The 15,858-nt window shown below is 68.2% G+C and carries 11 protein-coding genes; 2 read left to right on the top strand and 9 right to left on the bottom strand.

What is annotated here, in order from left to right; genetic code table 11:
• The 5 genes from panC to RV045_RS09865 form a co-directional block, all read right to left on the bottom strand.
• Window positions 1–966 (bottom strand): pantoate--beta-alanine ligase, encoded by a 966-nt coding sequence (panC, locus tag RV045_RS09885; RefSeq protein WP_423235617.1) that lies wholly within the window; start codon window positions 964–966, stop codon window positions 1–3.
• A gap of 6 nt (window positions 967–972) precedes the next feature.
• Window positions 973–1,236, bottom strand: a complete 264-nt coding sequence (gene minE, locus RV045_RS09880; protein ID WP_423235616.1) for a cell division topological specificity factor MinE — start codon at window positions 1,234–1,236, stop codon at window positions 973–975.
• 3 nt (window positions 1,237–1,239) lie between these two features.
• On the bottom strand, window positions 1,240–2,058 hold the full coding sequence (gene minD / locus RV045_RS09875; protein ID WP_423235615.1) for a septum site-determining protein MinD: 819 nt from the start codon (window positions 2,056–2,058) through the stop codon (window positions 1,240–1,242).
• A 43-nt stretch (window positions 2,059–2,101) separates the two neighbouring features.
• On the bottom strand, window positions 2,102–2,941 hold the full coding sequence (minC, locus tag RV045_RS09870; protein WP_423235614.1) for a septum site-determining protein MinC: 840 nt from the start codon (window positions 2,939–2,941) through the stop codon (window positions 2,102–2,104).
• 77 nt (window positions 2,942–3,018) lie between these two features.
• Window positions 3,019–4,536, bottom strand: a complete 1,518-nt coding sequence (locus RV045_RS09865) for an N-acetylmuramoyl-L-alanine amidase (RefSeq protein WP_423235613.1) — start codon at window positions 4,534–4,536, stop codon at window positions 3,019–3,021.
• A gap of 165 nt (window positions 4,537–4,701) precedes the next feature.
• On the opposite strand from RV045_RS09865, the gene dnaE reads away from it, so the two are divergent.
• Window positions 4,702–8,295 carry a DNA polymerase III subunit alpha gene (dnaE, locus tag RV045_RS09860; RefSeq protein WP_423235612.1) on the top strand — a complete coding sequence of 1,198 codons (3,594 nt, stop codon included), beginning with the start codon at window positions 4,702–4,704 and terminating at the stop codon, window positions 8,293–8,295.
• 26 nt (window positions 8,296–8,321) lie between these two features.
• On the opposite strand, the gene RV045_RS09855 is transcribed toward dnaE, so the two are convergent.
• From RV045_RS09855 to RV045_RS09845, 3 genes are all read right to left on the bottom strand, one after another.
• The gene (locus tag RV045_RS09855) at window positions 8,322–8,711 is read right to left on the bottom strand and encodes a ComEA family DNA-binding protein (RefSeq protein WP_423235611.1); all 390 of its coding nucleotides are present in this window, start codon (window positions 8,709–8,711) and stop codon (window positions 8,322–8,324) included.
• Window positions 8,712–8,838: 127 nt separating this feature from the next.
• Window positions 8,839–11,403, bottom strand: a complete 2,565-nt coding sequence (locus RV045_RS09850; RefSeq protein ID WP_423235610.1) for a putative bifunctional diguanylate cyclase/phosphodiesterase — start codon at window positions 11,401–11,403, stop codon at window positions 8,839–8,841.
• Window positions 11,400–13,925 carry a putative bifunctional diguanylate cyclase/phosphodiesterase gene (locus tag RV045_RS09845; RefSeq protein WP_423235609.1) on the bottom strand — a complete coding sequence of 842 codons (2,526 nt, stop codon included), beginning with the start codon at window positions 13,923–13,925 and terminating at the stop codon, window positions 11,400–11,402. The genes RV045_RS09850 and RV045_RS09845 overlap by 4 nt, the downstream gene beginning before the upstream one ends.
• A gap of 258 nt (window positions 13,926–14,183) precedes the next feature.
• Here RV045_RS09845 and RV045_RS09840 point away from each other — a divergent pair, with 258 nt between their 5' ends.
• A complete protein-coding gene (locus RV045_RS09840; protein ID WP_423235608.1) occupies window positions 14,184–15,320 on the top strand; it encodes an SLC13 family permease in 1,137 nt (378 codons plus the stop codon).
• Between the two features lie 25 nt (window positions 15,321–15,345).
• On the opposite strand, the gene RV045_RS09835 is transcribed toward RV045_RS09840, so the two are convergent.
• Complete coding sequence (locus tag RV045_RS09835) at window positions 15,346–15,687, bottom strand: hypothetical protein (RefSeq protein WP_423235607.1); 342 nt, start codon at window positions 15,685–15,687, stop codon at window positions 15,346–15,348.
• Between the last annotated feature and the right edge of the window lie 171 nt (window positions 15,688–15,858).

The following is a 15,858-nucleotide window of genomic DNA, read 5'->3' as shown; positions in this document are numbered from 1 at the left end:
TCAGGCGGGTGGCAGCAACTGCCACTCGTGATTATCAATCAGCCGGGTTTTACCCAGGCGCGCAGCGGCCAGCACCACCCAGCGGACATCGGCCTGCGCTTCCGGGCTGGCGCTGACAGCCTCCGCAGACAGCGCCTGCGGTGGGCAGAAATCGCGGGCGCTGCGCACTTCGACGTAATCGGGCGACCAGCCCAGGTCGCGCAGGCGCTGCAGAGCCACGTCCTGCGCGGCTTCGATGTGCGGGACGGCTGCGAGCGCGGCGGGCGACATCACGGCGCTGGCAGCAGCGTCTGACAGGCTCTGTGCCAGCGCCAAAAGCGTCTGGCGCAACTGGGGCGCGCGGGCGCGCTCGTCCGCGCTCAGGTAGGCGTTGCGCGAGGACAGCGCCAGGCCGTCTTCGGCGCGCACTGTGGGCGCGGCGACGATGTCCAGCGGCAGGCCCAGCTGCTGCACCATGTGGCGCACGATCAGGGCCTGCTGGTAATCCTTGCTGCCAAAAATGGCGACATCGGGCTGGACAAGGTTGAACAGCTTGAGCACCACCGTGCACACGCCCTCGAAAAAGCCGGGGCGGAACGCGCCTTCCAGCACCGCGCCCAGTTCGGGCGGCGTCTGCACGCGAAAGGTTTGCGCCACCGGGTACATGGTGCGCACCGACGGGGCGAAAAGCAGATCGCAGCCGCGCGCGTCCAGCAGCGCGGCGTCGCGGTCCAGGTCGCGCGGGTAGCTGTCGAAATCCTCGCTGGGACCGAACTGCAGCGGGTTGACGAAAATGGACGCCACCACAAGGCCCGGCGCGGAGTCACCCCCCGACTCAGCCGCAACGCGACGTCGCGCTTCGTCGATGAGCTGCAGATGCCCCTCGTGCAGACTGCCCATGGTCGGCACAAAAGCGATGCGCCCTTCCGCCCGGCGCACGGCGGCGATGCGCGCGCGCAGCGGCGCGATGTCGTGCAGCGTCTGCATGGGCGGTCAGCGGCGCTCGGGCAGCTCGATCTTGACCTGCAGCACGTCCAGATCGTCCTGCTTGCTCATATCGACCACGATGTCGTTGTCGCTGATCTGGATGTATTTGCGGATCACGGCGACCAGCTCTTTCTGCAGCTCGGGCAGGTAGTCGGGGTGACGGCCGGAGTAGTGGCCGTTGCGCTCGTGCGTCAGGATGATCTGCAGGCGCTCCTTGGCCAGGGAGGCGGATTTTTTCTTCTCGCCCCGGAAGAAGTCAAGAAAGGACATGGATCACCTCCCGCCGAAAAGGCGCTTGAAGAAGCCCGGCTTCTGGGCGTCGATGAAGCGCAGCGGGCGCTCGGTGTCGCCCAGGAAGCGCTCGACCACGTCGCCGTAGGCTTCGGCCACGTCGGTGCCCTGAAGGTGGATAGCGGGCAGGCCCTCGTTGGACGCCTTGAGCACGCTGTCGCTCTCGGGGATGACGCCGATCAGCTTGATGCGCAGGATGTCGGTGATGTCTTCCAGCGACAGCATCTGCCCGTCGGCAACGCGGCTGGGGTTGTAGCGCGTGATCAGCAGGTGCTCCTTGATGGGCTCCTTGCCTTCCATGGCGCGGCGCGTCTTGCTGCCCAGCATGCCCAGGATGCGGTCGGAATCGCGCACGCTGGAGACCTCCGGGTTGGTCACCACCAGCGCCTCGTCGGCGAAGTGCATGGCCATCAGCGCGCCGGTTTCGATGCCGGCCGGGCTGTCGCAGACGATGTAATCGAAGCCCATGGTGGCCAGATCTTCCAGCACCTTCTGCACGCCTTCGAGCTTGAGCGCATCCTTGTCGCGCGTCTGGCTGGCGGCCAGGACGAAGAGGTTGTCGCAGCTCTTGTCCTTGATCAGCGCCTGGTTGAGGTTGGCCTCGCCGTGGATGACGTTGATGAAATCGTAGACCACGCGGCGCTCGCAGCCCATGATCAGGTCCAGGTTGCGCAGGCCGACGTCAAAGTCGATGACGGCCGTCTTGTGCCCGCGCAGGGCCAGGCCCGTGGCGAAGCTGGCGCTGGTCGTGGTCTTGCCCACGCCGCCTTTGCCGGAAGTGACAACGACGATCTTGGTCATAGCGGGGTTCTTTCTGCCTGTTTTTCTGAAAAAGGATGCATGTTCAGGAGGTCAGCGCCTGGATGACCAGACGCTCCTGCCCGGCGCCGCCGCTGCTGTCCAGCCAGACCTGCGCGGGCTGGCCGTCCAGGCCGCCGGGCAGCGGGACTTCGCTGGTGCGGTAAATGCCCGCGATGGAGATCAGCTCGGGCGACAGGCCCAGCGCAAACACGCGCGCCTGCGGGTTGCCACGCGCCCCGGCGATGGCCTTGCCACGCAGCGCGGCGTAAACATGGATGCTGCCGTCGGCGATGACTTCAGCGCCCGGGTTGACCGTGCCCAGCACGATCAGATCGCGCCCGCGCGCATAGACACGCTGGCCCGATCGCACCATGCGGTCGATGACCAGCGGCTCGGGCAGCCCGGCAGTGGGGTCGGGCGCGGGCTCGATGGAAGCCTCGCTGGGCGTGGGCGTGGGCTCGCTGCGCTGGAAAATCGGCGCAAGGCCTCCCGGCGCCTGCAGCCCGGCGGCCACAGCGGCGGCGGTCTGGCTGGCGCTGCCACCGTAGACCGCCCACGGCTGCAGCCGGTAGCGGCGCAGCAGCGCGCACAGGGCGACAAAATCGACGCAGACATCGGGCACGGCGTCGTCCGCTTCGGGCGCGTCGGGGGCACCGTCGGAGCCGTCCGGGTCAGCGGCTTCAGAGGGCGGGGCCTGCAGCGGCGCCAGGTCGATGACCACGGGCTCGTCGTCGAAAAAATCGGGGATGGCGCCAAAGCGCTGGTCGAACTCCTGATCCAGCAGGGCCAGATCGCCCGAGCGCAGCTGCAGCGTCAGCGCCGGGACGCGGGCGCTCTTGATTTCGAAGGAGGACGGCGCCTGGGCGGCGAGAGCAACAGTCATGGCGGTGCGGCTGGGGCCGCAGGGCGGCCAGTGGAAATTCTGGTCTGTATCTTATCCGATCGCCAGACTGCCCCGCCTCAGGCGATGCGCCGCCGCGAAGCGGGCGGATTGCGCGAGAAATAGCCGCGCACGCCCGAAAACAGCGCCTGCGCCAGGGTCTCGCGGTAGGCGTTGGTGGCCAGCAGGGCCTCTTCTTCCGGGTTGGAGATGAAGGCCGTCTCCACCAGAATGGACGGGATGCTCGGCGAGCGCAGCACCGCGAAGTTGGCGTATTCGACGCCCTTCTTGTGCAGATCGCCGATGCGGCCCAGGTGACCCAGCATGGCTTGCGCGGCCACGGTGCTGTCCTTGATCTGGGCGGTGGTGCTCATGTCCAGCATGGCGCGCATGACCGATCGGTCGTGGGCCAGGCGGCTGCTGACGCCGCCAATGATGTCCGACGCATTTTGCGTGCCCTGCAGGTAGCGCGCGGTCGAGCTGGTGGCGCCGCGCGTGCTCAGGGCGTAGACCGAGCCGCCTTTGGGACGCGGGTTGGCCACCGCATCGGCGTGGATGGACATGAACAGATCGGCCTGGACGTGCTGCGATTTGCGCACGCGCTCGCCCAGCGGCACGAAGAAATCGGCGTCGCGGGTCATGAAAGCCTTCATGCCCGGCACGCTGTTGATCAGGTTGGCCAGGCGCGTGCCCACGGCCAGCACCACGGTTTTTTCCATCAGGCCGCTGGGGCCGATGGCGCCCGGGTCTTCGCCGCCATGGCCCGGGTCGATCATGACGATGGTCAGGCCGTTGACGCTGTTGCGCGCCTCAGCCACCGCCTGGCTGGCTTCGCGCAGTTCGGCCGGAGGTGCGGCCGGCGCGGGCCGGGCCGGACGACCCGACGACCGGGCGGGCGGGCGCGGGGTGGCGCTGGCCACGACGGGCGGTTTCGGGCCGTTGAGGCGCTCTTCCAGGGCGCCGTTGATGAAGCGGCTGAGTTCGTCCTCCTGCGCGACCTGCTCGTGGCGCTGGGCCAGGAAGTCGCGCAGCGCGTCGTCGCTGGCCTGGGTGCCGGATTTTTCGCGGATCAGCGCCAGCAGCGGGTCGCTGACCTGAACCGGGTGCAGATCAAACACCAGACGATTCTGGTAGGTGGCGACGGGCGCCAGCGCAAACTGCTCCGGGCGCACCGGCTGCTTGAGGCGCAGATCCAGCTGCACCGCGTCCGGCCCCGCCGCGCTGACCTGCAGCGCGGCAATGAAGGGATCGCCCGGCAGCACGCGGCCGCTCAGGCTGCTGAGGGCGTCGTTCAGCGCCAGGCCGGGGATGCGGATGCGCAGCGCCTGGCCGCCGTCCTGCAGGGTGTGCGTGGCGCTGAGCTTGCCGTCGCTCTCGATGGTCAGCCGGGTGTAATCGGGCGCGGGCCACAGACGCACGGCCACGGCGGTGGCGCCAAAAGCCAGCTGCGCCGGGCCCAGCCACAGCGCCGAGACGGCCGCGCCCAGCAGGCCGGTGCGGGGCAGCGCGGTCGCGGCCACGCCCGTGGCGACCTGGCGCAGCCAGCGACGGCGCTGGGGGTGGTGGGACGAAGAAGGGGCAGATTTGGAGCGGAACATGCGGCAGCAGGAGAAATCAGGCGATGGCGATCAGATCACAGATCAGCACGAATGGCTTTCAGTTTACACGCCAGGCCCCTGACGATAAAGGGATTTTTGAGCAGCGATCCGGCTGCTGCGCCGCGCTTTCACCCGCCAGCCAGGCCGACACCTACAATGCCGGGCATGAGCGACTCCCCTGCCCTGACCCCCGATTTTGTCCACCTGCGCGCCCACACCGAATACTCGGTGGTGGACGGCATCCTGCGCATTGACGACTGGGTGGACGCCGCTGCCGATGACGGCCAGGCCGCGCTGGGCATTTCTGATCTGAACAATCTGTTTGGCACCATCAAGTTCTACAAGGCCTGCCGGGGGGCGGGCCTCAAGCCGCTGATCGGCGCCGACGTCTGGCTGGCGCCGGTGGACGGCGACGGCGTGCTGACCCGGCTTTTGCTGATCGCGCAGAACCCCGAGGGCTACCACCACCTGTGCGAGCTGCTCAGCCTGGCCTGGCTGGGCGAGCCGTACGAGCACCAGGCCTGCGTGCAGCTGGACGACGTGCAGGCGCACAGCGCGGGCCTGATCGCGCTGTCGGGTGGCGCCACCGGCTGGCTGGGCCGCGCGCTGGCAGGCAGCGATCCGGCGCAGGCCGACCGGGTGGCGCAGCGCCTGGAGGATATCTTCCCCGGGCGCTTTTACATCGAGCTGCAGCGCGCCGGGCTACCGGGCGAAGAGGATTACATCGCCGCCGCCCTGCCCCTGGCGGCGCGGCTGCAGCTGCCGGTGGTGGCCACCCACCCCATGCAGTTCCTGACGCAGGTCGAGTTCGATGCCCACGAGGCGCGCGTCTGCGTCGCCGAGGGCGACAAGGTGGCCAACCCGGCGCGTGTGCGCCGCTTCACGCCGCAGCAGCACGCCCTGACGCGCGCGCAGATGCACGAGCTGTTCGCCGACATCCCCAGCGCCCTGGCCAACACCGTGGCCATCGCGCAGCGCTGCACCGTGCCGCTGGTGCTGGGCCAGCCGCGCCTGCCCGATTTCCCCACCCCGCCGCTGGCCGATGGCAGCGCCATGCCCATCGCCGACTACTTCCGCCAGCTCTCGCAGGAGGGCCTGGAAGACCGCCTGGCGCGGCGCTTTCCGGTCGCCGCCCAGCGCGACGCGCAGCGCCCCACTTACCAGGAGCGCCTGGATTTCGAGATCGGCACCATTCTCAAAATGGGCTTTCCGGGCTACTTCCTGATCGTGGCCGACTTCATCCGCTGGGCCAAAAGCCACGGCTGCCCGGTGGGCCCGGGCCGGGGCTCGGGCGCGGGCTCGCTGGTGGCTTACGCGCTGGGCATCACCGACCTGGACCCACTGCAGTACAAGCTGCTGTTCGAGCGCTTTCTCAACCCCGAGCGGGTCTCGATGCCCGACTTCGACATCGATTTCTGCCAGAGCAACCGCGACCGCGTCATCGATTACGTGAAAGAGCGCTACGGCCGCCAGGCCGTCAGCCAGATCGCCACCTTCGGCACCATGGCCGCCAAGGCGGCGCTGCGAGACATCGGCCGCGTTCTGGACATGAGCTACGGCCAGGTCGATGGCATCGCCAAGCTGATCCCGGCGCCGCCGGGCAAGACGGTGACGCTGGCCAAAGTGCCCGAAAAGCCCAGCAGCAAGCTGATTTACGCCCGTCTGGAAGCGCCCGAACTGAACGAGCGCGAGGCCAACGAGGAGGACGTCGCCATCCTGCTGGAGCGCGCCACCCAGGTCGAAGGCCTGGTGCGCAACGTGGGCATGCACGCGGGCGGCGTGCTGATCGCACCGGGCAAAATCACCGATTTCACCCCGCTCTACCAGCAGCCTGGCAGCGACAAGGCGGTCAGCCAGTTTGACAAAGACGACGTCGAGGCCGCGGGCCTGGTCAAGTTCGACTTTCTGGGCCTGGCCACGCTGACGATTCTGGAAGAGGCCAAAAAGCACATCCAGCGCCAGGGCAAGGCGCTGGCCGAGTTCGATTTCGAGCAGATTCCGCTGGACGACACGCGCACCTACAAGCTCTTCGCCGAAGGCCGCACCGAGGCCGTGTTCCAGTTTGAAAGCACGGGCATGCAGCGCATGCTGCGCGACGCCAAACCCAGCCGCCTGGAGGATCTGATCGCGCTCAACGCGCTCTACCGCCCGGGGCCGATGGACCTGATCCCCAGCTTCGTGGCGCGCAAGCACGGCGATGAAACGGTGGAATACCCCCACCCCTCGCTGGAATCCGTGCTGTCCGAGACCTACGGCATCATGGTCTACCAGGAACAGGTGATGCAGACGGCGCAGATCCTGGGTGGTTATTCCCTGGGCGGCGCCGACCTGCTGCGCCGCGCGATGGGCAAGAAAAAGCCCGAGGAAATGGCCCAGCACCGCCTGCTCTTCCGCGAAGGCGCCGCCAAGAACGGCATCGCGCAGGCGCAGGCCGACGAGGTGTTCGACCTGATGGAGAAGTTCGCGGGCTACGGCTTCAACAAGTCGCACGCCGCCGCCTACTCGCTGCTGGCCTATCACACGGCCTGGGTCAAAGTTCACCACACCTGTGCGTTTTTCGCCGCCAACATGACGGTGGAAATGGACAACACCGACAAGCTCAAGGTGCTGCGCGACGATGCCGTGGACTTTGGCATCGTCTTCGATCCGCCCGATGTCAACCAGGGCACGCACGCCTTCGAGCCGCTGGACAAAACCCGCCTGCGCTACGGCCTGGGGGCCGTCAAGGGGACGGGCAAAGGCGCCATCGAGGCCATCGTGGCAGCGCGCGGCGACACGCCCTTCACCAGCCTGTTTGATTTCTGCCACCGCGTGGACCGCACCCGCGTCAACCGCCGCGTGATCGAGGCGCTGATTCGCGCAGGGGCGTTCGACAGCCTGCACCCCGACCGCGCGCCGCTGCTGGCCAGCCTGGGCCTGGCCTTCGACTGGGCCGAGCAGCAGGCCATCAACGCGCTGCAGGGCGACCTGTTCGCGGGCGACAGCCACTCCAGCGCCGACACCGAACCGCCGCTGCTGACCTGCGAGCCCTGGAGCGTGCGCGAGCGGCTGATGCAGGAAAAAATCGCCATCGGCTTCTTTCTGACCGGCCACCTGTTTGAAGAGCACGCCGCCGAGATCGCCAGCCTGGTCGACGGCGATCTGGCCAGCATCACGCCCGGCGAAGCGCCGGTCTGCCTGGCGGGCCTGGTCAGCGACAGCCGCACCATCACCGGCAACCGCGGCAAGGTGCTGATTTTCAGCCTCGACGATGGCAGCGGCCGCCAGGAAGCGTCCCTGAACGAGGAGCAGATCGCCCGCTTCGGGCCGCTGATCCGCGAGGACGAACTCATTGTCATTCTGGCGCGCGTGCGCCAGGACCGCTTCAGCGGCGGCGTGCGCCTGAACATTCAGGCGGTGTGGGACTTGCCCACGGCGCGGGCGCTCAAAGCTGCCGCCGTGCGTGTCTGCCTGACCCTGCCCCAGGCCGCGCAGGAACAGGACAGCGCCGCGCTGCTGGACGGCCTGACCCGGCTCGCCCGCGAGTGGCCAGTGCAGCCGCTAGGCGACGAAGGCAGCGCAGGCCTGCCGCTGCAGGTGCAGCTGAGCCTGCCGCAGGACGACGCCACCGTCTGCGGCCTGCTGGAGCTGGGCCCCGCCAGCCGCTTCTGGCCCGGTGATGACGCACTGACCGCGTTGCGCCGCCACCTGCGCGAATCGGGCTGGCCCGACGGCAGCACGCAGGTTCAGGTGCAGTACCGGCGCGGCGCGGGCGCCTGAGGCCAGTCCGTCAGGCCATCAGCGGCTCAGGGCTTGGCCGCCGGTTTGGCGCCCGGCAGCACCGCCGCGCCTTTGGCGGCAGCCGCTGCCGGGCTGGCCGCCGCGACCCGCGTGCCGCCTGCACCTATCGTCAGGCCCTGGCTTTCGAAGCGCTTTTGCGTCTTGTCGCCGATGCCGCTGACGCGGGTGCGCACATCGGCCCAGTCCTTGAAGGGCGCCTGCTGGCGCGCCGTCACCAGGCGCTGGACCATTTTGGGTCCGATGCCGTCAATGGCATCAAGCTCGCTGGGGCTGGCCTGGTTGATGTCCAGCGCCAGCGCTGTGCCTGCCAGCGGCAGCATCAGCAGGCCGATCAGACTGCGGGACAAAATCTTGCGGACAGAAGCAGCGGCAGAAGAAAAACGGGGGGTGGTCATGGTGGCTCTCCGGTGGGCACCTGGCGGCTGCCGGGTGTAGAGCCATTGTCAGCACGGCGCCCTGCGGGCAACAGCCCCTCCCCTTGCGAGGGGGGGGGAGTGTCTCTGCGCATCGTCCTGGCCCCGGTCAGCCCACGTCGCTGCTGACCGGGCGTCGGGCCACGCCGGCATCGTCCTGCCCGGCGTGGCGGGCGGCCCATTGCAGGAATTCGTCCAGCGGCTTGGGCGGACTGTAGAGATAGCCCTGGATGTAATCGCAGCCCGCGCCGTCGAGCACGTCGCGCTGCACGGCGGTTTCGACGCCTTCTGCGATGACCTTCATGCCCAGCTTGTGCGCCATGACGACCATGGCCTCGCAAAGCGCCTGGTCGCTGCTGCCCACCGACAGGTTTTTGACAAAGCTGCGGTCGATCTTGATGAAATCGATGTCGAACACCTTCAGGTAGGCCAGCGAGGAATAACCCGTGCCGAAATCGTCCAGCGAGACCTGGATGCCCAGATCGCGCAACTGCATGAACTTGTCCTTCACCGCGGCGCTGGCCTCCATCAGCATGCTTTCGGTGATTTCCACGCACAGGTTGTGGCCCTGGTGCTCCTTGAGCAGACCGCTTTCGCGCGGCTGCTGCAGCGCGGCGTCGTGCAGGAACTGACGCGGCGATTTGTTCACCGACACCTGGAAAGCATCGCCCAGCGCCGCACGCAGGCGGTGCAGATCGCGGTCGACCTGCTGCAGGATCCACTCGCCGATGGGCAGGATCAGGCCGGTTTCTTCGGCCACCGGGATGAACTCGGCCGGGCTGACCAGACCGCGCTGCGGGTGCTTCCAGCGCAGCAGCACTTCGGCCTTGTCGACCCGCTGCGTGCGCTGGTGGACGATGGGCTGGTAGACCAGATAAAACTCGTGCCGGTCCAGCGCCAGGCGCAGATCGGCGCCCAGCACGCGACGCTCGCGGGCGCGCTGCTCGATGCGGGCGTCGTAAGCGCGGTGGTGACCCCGGGCCTGCGCCTTGGCCAGCAGCAGCGCCATTTCGGCGTGGGCCTGCAGCACTTCGGCGTCGGCCCCATCGGCCGGATACAGCGCGCTGCCCGCCGAGGCCTGGACAACGATGGGCAGCTCGTCGATCTCGAAAGGCCGGGCCACCTGCCACAGCAGGCGCTGCACACGCCGGTCCAGCGCGGCGCGGGCGCTGTCGCCCGGCGGCAGCGTGGCGGCGTCCAGGCGCAGCAGCAGCGAGAAGCCGTCGCCCGCCGTGCGCGCCAGCAGCTCTTCGGGCTGCAGGGCGTTCTCCAGCAGCACCGCCACGCTGCGCAGCACGGCGTCGCCGGTGCGCCGTCCGTGCTCTTCGTTGACATCCTTGAAGCCGTCCAGGTTGAGCACCACCACGGCGCATTCGCCCTCGACCTGGACGCTGTCATCATCGCCCCCGGGCAGCAGCGTCATCCCGGCCAGTTCCTGGCGGCTGATGGGGTTGTCCAGCGCCAGGCGCAGCGAGCGCTGGAAGCCCGCGCGGTTGGGCAGACCGGTGAGCGGGTCCACCCAGGCCATGTGGCGCATTTTTTCTTCCATCAGATGGCGCTCGTGCACATGCGTGTGCACGCCCAGCAGGTAGACCGGGCGCTCCTGCGGGTCGAACTCGATGGACTGCACCCGGGCCTGCAGCCAGACGTAGCGCCCGCGCTGGTCCAGATGGCGGTAGCGGTACTCGACCATGCGTTCCTGCCCCGACAGCAGCTGCGCCTGGCGGCGGCGCACGCGCTCGCGGTCCTCGGGGTGGATCATCGCCGTCACTTCCGCGCGCGGGCGCAGGGTGAAATCCTGCACGGGCTCCTCGTAGCCCAGCTGGGTGTACCAGCGCCGCGACAGTCGGATCTGCTGCGTCTCCAGGTCGATTTCCCACAGCGCGTCATTGGCGCCCTCGATGGCAAAGCGCCAGCGCTCCTCCTGGCGGCGCACCTCGCGCGCGCCATTGACCACGCCAAAAATCAGGCGCTGGGCCATGATGCCGCCCAGCGAAACCAGCAGGACGAACTGGATCACGATGGTCCAGAACACCGTGTCGGCGATGCCGCTCACCAGCGTCTGCAGCGCCTGCGACAGGTCGTCCGAGAGTCCGTCCAGGCGGCTGTCCAGCATCATGATGCGGTCGGCCAGTTCGCGGCGCAGGGCCGTATCACGGCCGCCGGCGCTGATTTCGGCGCGCACCGCATCGCCCAGAGGTTCCAGGCGGCGCACCGCCGAGCTGGCTTCCTGCCACTGGTCCAGCACCGGCTGCACGCCGGGCAGCCAGCCCAGGTGCTGCATGAAAAACAGCACAGGGGCGATCTCGTGCTGGGGCAGGCCAAAATTCAGCAGGTGACGCCGCGCGCCGACCGCATCAGCGGGCGTCTGCTGCAGGCTGGGCAGCACGCGGCTGGCGCCGCCGAGCGCCACCATGGTGCGGCGGAAATTCACCCAGGTGCTTTCCTGTCCCCGGGTGTTGTAATCGAGCAGACGCACCACTGCGGTCTTGCTCTCGGCCGACCAGTGGCCCTCCAGCGCCGCCACCGAGCGACCGGCCGACAGCAGGTACAGGCCACCCAGGCTGGTCAGCAGCATCAGCAGCGTGAAAACGGCAAACGGCCAGGAAAAGTGCCACTCGCGTCGCAGCGGCTCGCGCCAGGAGGACGGGGGCGGTTTGTGGGGGACCATCATGACGCAACCCCGTTCAGCGGCGCGGGCAGCGCAGCCAGCGAAGACGTCAAAGGCAGCGGTGCGGGGGCCGGGCCCGCGACAGGGCCGGACACGCCGTGGTGGCGCCGCACCCAGTCGACCAGCTCGGCCAGGACGACGGGCGGGCAGAAGTGGAAGCCCTGGATGTAATCGCAGCCCGCTTCGGCCAGCACGGCCAGCTGCTGCGCTTCTTCGACGCCTTCGGCGATCACTTTCACGCCCAGGCGGTGCGCCATGACGATCATGGCCTCGCACAGCACCTGGTCGCTGCTGCCCGGCGCCAGGTTTTTGACAAAGCTGCGGTCAATCTTGATGTAATCGATGTCAAACATTTTCAGATAAGCCAGCGAGGAATAGCCCGTGCCAAAATCGTCCAGCGAGACCTGCACGCCCATGTCGCGCAGCTGCATGAACTTGTCCTTCACCGCCGGGCTGGCTTCCATCAGCATGCTTTCGGTGATTTCCACGCACAGGCTGCTGCCCGCCAGCTCGCCCAGCGCGGCTTTTTCGCGCGGCACGGCCAGGCGGGCGTCGTTGAGGAACTGGCGCGGCGATTTGTTCACCGACACCTGGAAGGTGTCGCCCAGCGCCGCGCGCAGCACGGCCAGATCGCGCACCGACTGCTCCAGCACCCACTGCCCGATGGGCAGGATGAGGCCGGTTTCCTCGGCCACGGGGATGAACTCGGCCGGGCTGATCAGGCCGCGCTGCGGGTGCTTCCAGCGCAGCAGCACCTCGGCCTTGTGCACGCGCTGGCTGGCCAGGTGGACGATGGGCTGGTAGACCAGAAACAGCTCGCCCGCATCCACCGCCCGGCGCAGGTCGGCCGCCAGGTGGCGGCGCTCGCGCACCATCTGCTGCAGCACGGGGTTGTAATCCTCGTGGCGGCCCCGGCCCAGCGCCTTGGCCTGCGCCAGCGCCGATTCCACGTCGGCCAGCAGCTCGTCGGCGCTGTGGCTGTCGCGCGGGTAGACTGCCGAACCCAGCGACATCCCCAGACTGATCGCGTGGCCATCGATCTGGAACGGCGACTCGACCTGCTGCATCAGCGCCGCCACGCGCTGGCGCAGGCGCTGGGGAGAATCGACATCGGCCAGCAGGACGCGAAACTCGTCGCCCGCCACACGGGACAGCACATCCTGCGCGGCCAGCTGCGGCGTCAGCCGCACGATCAGCTGCTGCAGCAGCGCGTCGCCGACGCGGCGGCCGTGCTCCTCGTTGACATCCTTGAAGCGGTCCAGATCAATGGCCAGCACAGCGAAGCTCAGCCCGCCAATGCGCGCCGCATCGAGACGCTGGGCCAGCACGCGGGCAAAGTGCAGGCGGTTGGGCAGACCAGTCAGGCTGTCGTGATAGGCAATGTGGCGCAGGCGCTGCTCGATCTCGTGGCGGTCGTGGATGTCGCTGTTGACGCCCACCAGGCGCTCCAGCGCACCGCCCGGACGGCGCGAAATCACCCACACGCGCGACTGCATCCAGCGGTAACTGCCGTCGCGGCAGCGGTAGCGGAACTCGTACTCGATGGCGTTCAGCTCTGGCCCCGTGCGCAGCCGCTCGATCTGGGCCAGCACGCGGGGGCTGTCTTCGGGATGGATGTGGGCCACCATCTGCTCGCGCAGCACGTCGCTGAAATCCACCCCCGGATCGGGATAGCCCAGCTGGGTGAACCAGCGGCGCGACACCTGGGCCACGCCGGCGTCCACATCCAGATCCCAGACCGCGTCGTTGACCCCCTCGACCGCATAACGCCAGCGCCGCTGGGTTTCGATGACGTCTTTTTCGCTGTCGTAGCCGCGGCGGATCATCACCAGCGAGGCCCACATGCCCGCCGCCAGCAGCAGCACGATCTGCAGCGGCACCATGATGCGCAGGCCGTTCTCTACGGTGACCGTGGCCTCGTTGAGGCGGGCGGAAAAGCGCGTCGCCAGCAGCTGCATGGTCTGGCGCAGCGCCGCCACGCGCTGGTCATAGCGCGCAATGGCCTGCGGCGTATGCCGGCCCTGGCGCACGCTGGCTTCCATGGCATCGGCCAGCGCAACCAGCTCCTCCAGCTGCGGCAGCACCTCCTGCCAGAGCTGCTCCGACGGCCGCAGCAGCGACAGGTGGCGGAAGTGCGTGTAAAGCCAGATCATGCGCGGCACGTCGGGCGGGTAGAGATTCATCGCCCGGAAATGGCGCGCAGCCGCGTCCAGATCAGGCTCGCGCGCATCCATGGCGCGCTTGGCCAGGCTGGCGCTGACAGGAATGTGAATGGCGGTGCGAAAGGCCGCCAGATCCTGCGGCCGCCCGCTGCGGTTGTACTCATCCAGGTAAAAGACAGCGTCTTTCTGCGCGCGCGACCACTGGCTTTCCCCGGCAATGAAGGCGCGCGCGCCGTCCATCACGCTGAAACCCAGCCAGGCCAGCGCCGCGTTGGTGACCACCAGGGCCGCCAGTGGCGCACTGTGACCCACCGTGCGCCGCAGGGGCTCACGGCAGGACTGCCACCACGCCTTGAGTCTCATCGCTTGCTGCGCCTTGTCTGGATCGGTCTGCCGGAAGGGCTCTGCTGTGGGCGACAGACACTCAGGCCTGTTGCCTTCTATATTGCTTTTTTCGCCACGGAATAACCCAATGTCACGGGATTCTGTCACGGCAACCGTGGTCTCCGGGCCATGAATCCGTGCCAGATTTAACGGCCCAGCGGGCTGACTCGATCTGGCACGGCTCAGCGCCTGGCGCAGCGCGCCGATAGAATCTGCCCTTTGCCCGGGAATGGCGCCATGCCTCTTCTGACGACCGTGCTGGGTCTGGCGCAGCGCCTGCGACGCGAGCGCTTTCTGCTGGCCCTGCTGCTGCCCGCCGTGCTCTGGGCGCTGGTGCACCCGCACGATGCGCTGAACTACCCGCAGGCCATAGACTGGCCCACGCTGGCCACCCTGGCCGCCCTGCTGGCCCTGACGCAGGGGCTGCAGTCCAGCGGCGCGCTGGCCCCGCTGGCGCTGCGCCTGATGCACCACCTGGACAGTCCGCGCCGCCTGGCGCTCTTCCTGGTGCTGGCGGCGGCGGCGCTGTCCACCGTGCTGACCAACGACGTGGCCCTGTTCATCACCGTGCCGCTGACCCTGACGCTGCGCGGTCGCGCCGACCTTCCTGTGGCGCGGCTGGTGATTTTCCAGGCCATGGCGGTCAACGCCGGATCGCTGCTCAGCCCCATCGGCAATCCGCAGAACATCCTGCTGTGGCAGCAGTCGGGGCTGAGCCCCGCCGCCTTCGTGGCCCAGATGGCACCGCTGGCGCTGGCCAGCCTGGCCACGCTGCTGGCGCTGACGGCCGCCGTGTTCTCCGGCCAGCCCTGCGCGCCCGCGCCAGACGCCGGGCGCAGCGCCACGGACCGGCCGCTGCTGGCCCTGTCCTGCGCGCTGTATGGGCTGTTTCTGCTGGCGCTGCACCTGCAGCAGCCGCTGGCGGGCCTGGCGCTGACGCTGGCCGGGCTGGCGGCACTGCGCTGGCGCCTGCTGCTCAAGGTGGACTGGCCGCTGCTGGCAGTGTTCGCGCTGATGTTCATCGACATCCAGCTGCTGGCCTCGCTGCCGCTGATCAACACCGCCCTGACGGAACTGGCCGGCGCGGGCGAAACCGTCCGCTATCTGGGCGCGGTGGGGCTGTCGCAGCTCATCAGCAACGTGCCAGCAACCATGCTCTTGCTGCACAGCCAGCCGCCCGGCGCGCTGCTGGCCTACGCCGTCAACGTGGGGGGGTACGGCTTCGTGCTGGGCTCGCTGGCCAATCTGATCGCCCTGCGCCAGCTGGGGGCGGAGGGCCGCTGGGGCGCTTTCCATGCCTGGTCCGTGCCGCTGCTGGGTCTGAATCTGCTGCTGGGATGGCTGCTGCTGCGCGTCTGGCCCGGGCTGGCCTGAAGGGCGCACAGCCACACCGGCGTAGTCAGTCCAGCTGGATCACGCCAAACGAAAAGCCGCTGACGGCCTCGACCGCGCCGCGCCAGTACACGCCGTCGTCGGAGGGCACCGACTGGCCGCTGGCGGTGTAAAAGCGCGCATTCTTCAGGTGGATGAAGTTGGGCGCCCCGGCCGGGCTGGCATTGCCGCCGGACTGCTGGATGAAGCGCTCCACGCCTTCGACCGCGCTGTTGTGGTGCAGGTACTGGGCAAAACTGACGATTTCGCCCGACACCAGGAAGCCGTCGACCAGCAGGGTCACGCCCTGTTCCAGCGGCCTGTCCATTTCGGCAGCAGCAATCAGCGTCATCAGCAGGGCGTCTTTCATGGGGGTTCCTTGGCCGGTTCAGGCGGGGTTTGTGGCTCTGGCGCACGCCAGAGCATCTTCAACCCATTCTGGCGAACCGGACCGCTCCAGTCCGCTGGATCAGACCGGGCTTACACCCTCATTTCAGTCTTGCAGCGTTCTGCCACGACGCGGCGAAAACACCTTTTCCGA

The organism is Amphibiibacter pelophylacis (assembly GCF_037688875.1).
Classification (GTDB): Bacteria; Pseudomonadota; Gammaproteobacteria; order Burkholderiales; family Burkholderiaceae_C; genus Amphibiibacter; species Amphibiibacter pelophylacis.
This window is presented reverse-complemented; position numbering and strand designations above follow the sequence as displayed.

Excerpts from the sequence above, each read along its gene's own strand:
- panC (WP_423235617.1), bottom strand. The coding sequence starts at position 966 with ATGCAGACGCTGCACGACATCGCGCCGCTGCGCGCGCGCATCGCCGCC.
- minE (WP_423235616.1), bottom strand. The coding sequence starts at position 1,236 with ATGTCCTTTCTTGACTTCTTCCGGGGCGAGAAGAAAAAATCCGCCTCC.
- minD (WP_423235615.1), bottom strand. The coding sequence starts at position 2,058 with ATGACCAAGATCGTCGTTGTCACTTCCGGCAAAGGCGGCGTGGGCAAG.
- minC (WP_423235614.1), bottom strand. The coding sequence starts at position 2,941 with ATGACTGTTGCTCTCGCCGCCCAGGCGCCGTCCTCCTTCGAAATCAAG.
- RV045_RS09865 (WP_423235613.1), bottom strand. The coding sequence starts at position 4,536 with ATGTTCCGCTCCAAATCTGCCCCTTCTTCGTCCCACCACCCCCAGCGC.
- dnaE (WP_423235612.1), top strand. The coding sequence starts at position 4,702 with ATGAGCGACTCCCCTGCCCTGACCCCCGATTTTGTCCACCTGCGCGCC.
- RV045_RS09855 (WP_423235611.1), bottom strand. The coding sequence starts at position 8,711 with ATGACCACCCCCCGTTTTTCTTCTGCCGCTGCTTCTGTCCGCAAGATT.
- RV045_RS09850 (WP_423235610.1), bottom strand. The coding sequence starts at position 11,403 with ATGATGGTCCCCCACAAACCGCCCCCGTCCTCCTGGCGCGAGCCGCTG.
- RV045_RS09845 (WP_423235609.1), bottom strand. The coding sequence starts at position 13,925 with ATGAGACTCAAGGCGTGGTGGCAGTCCTGCCGTGAGCCCCTGCGGCGC.
- RV045_RS09840 (WP_423235608.1), top strand. The coding sequence starts at position 14,184 with ATGCCTCTTCTGACGACCGTGCTGGGTCTGGCGCAGCGCCTGCGACGC.
- RV045_RS09835 (WP_423235607.1), bottom strand. The coding sequence starts at position 15,687 with ATGAAAGACGCCCTGCTGATGACGCTGATTGCTGCTGCCGAAATGGAC.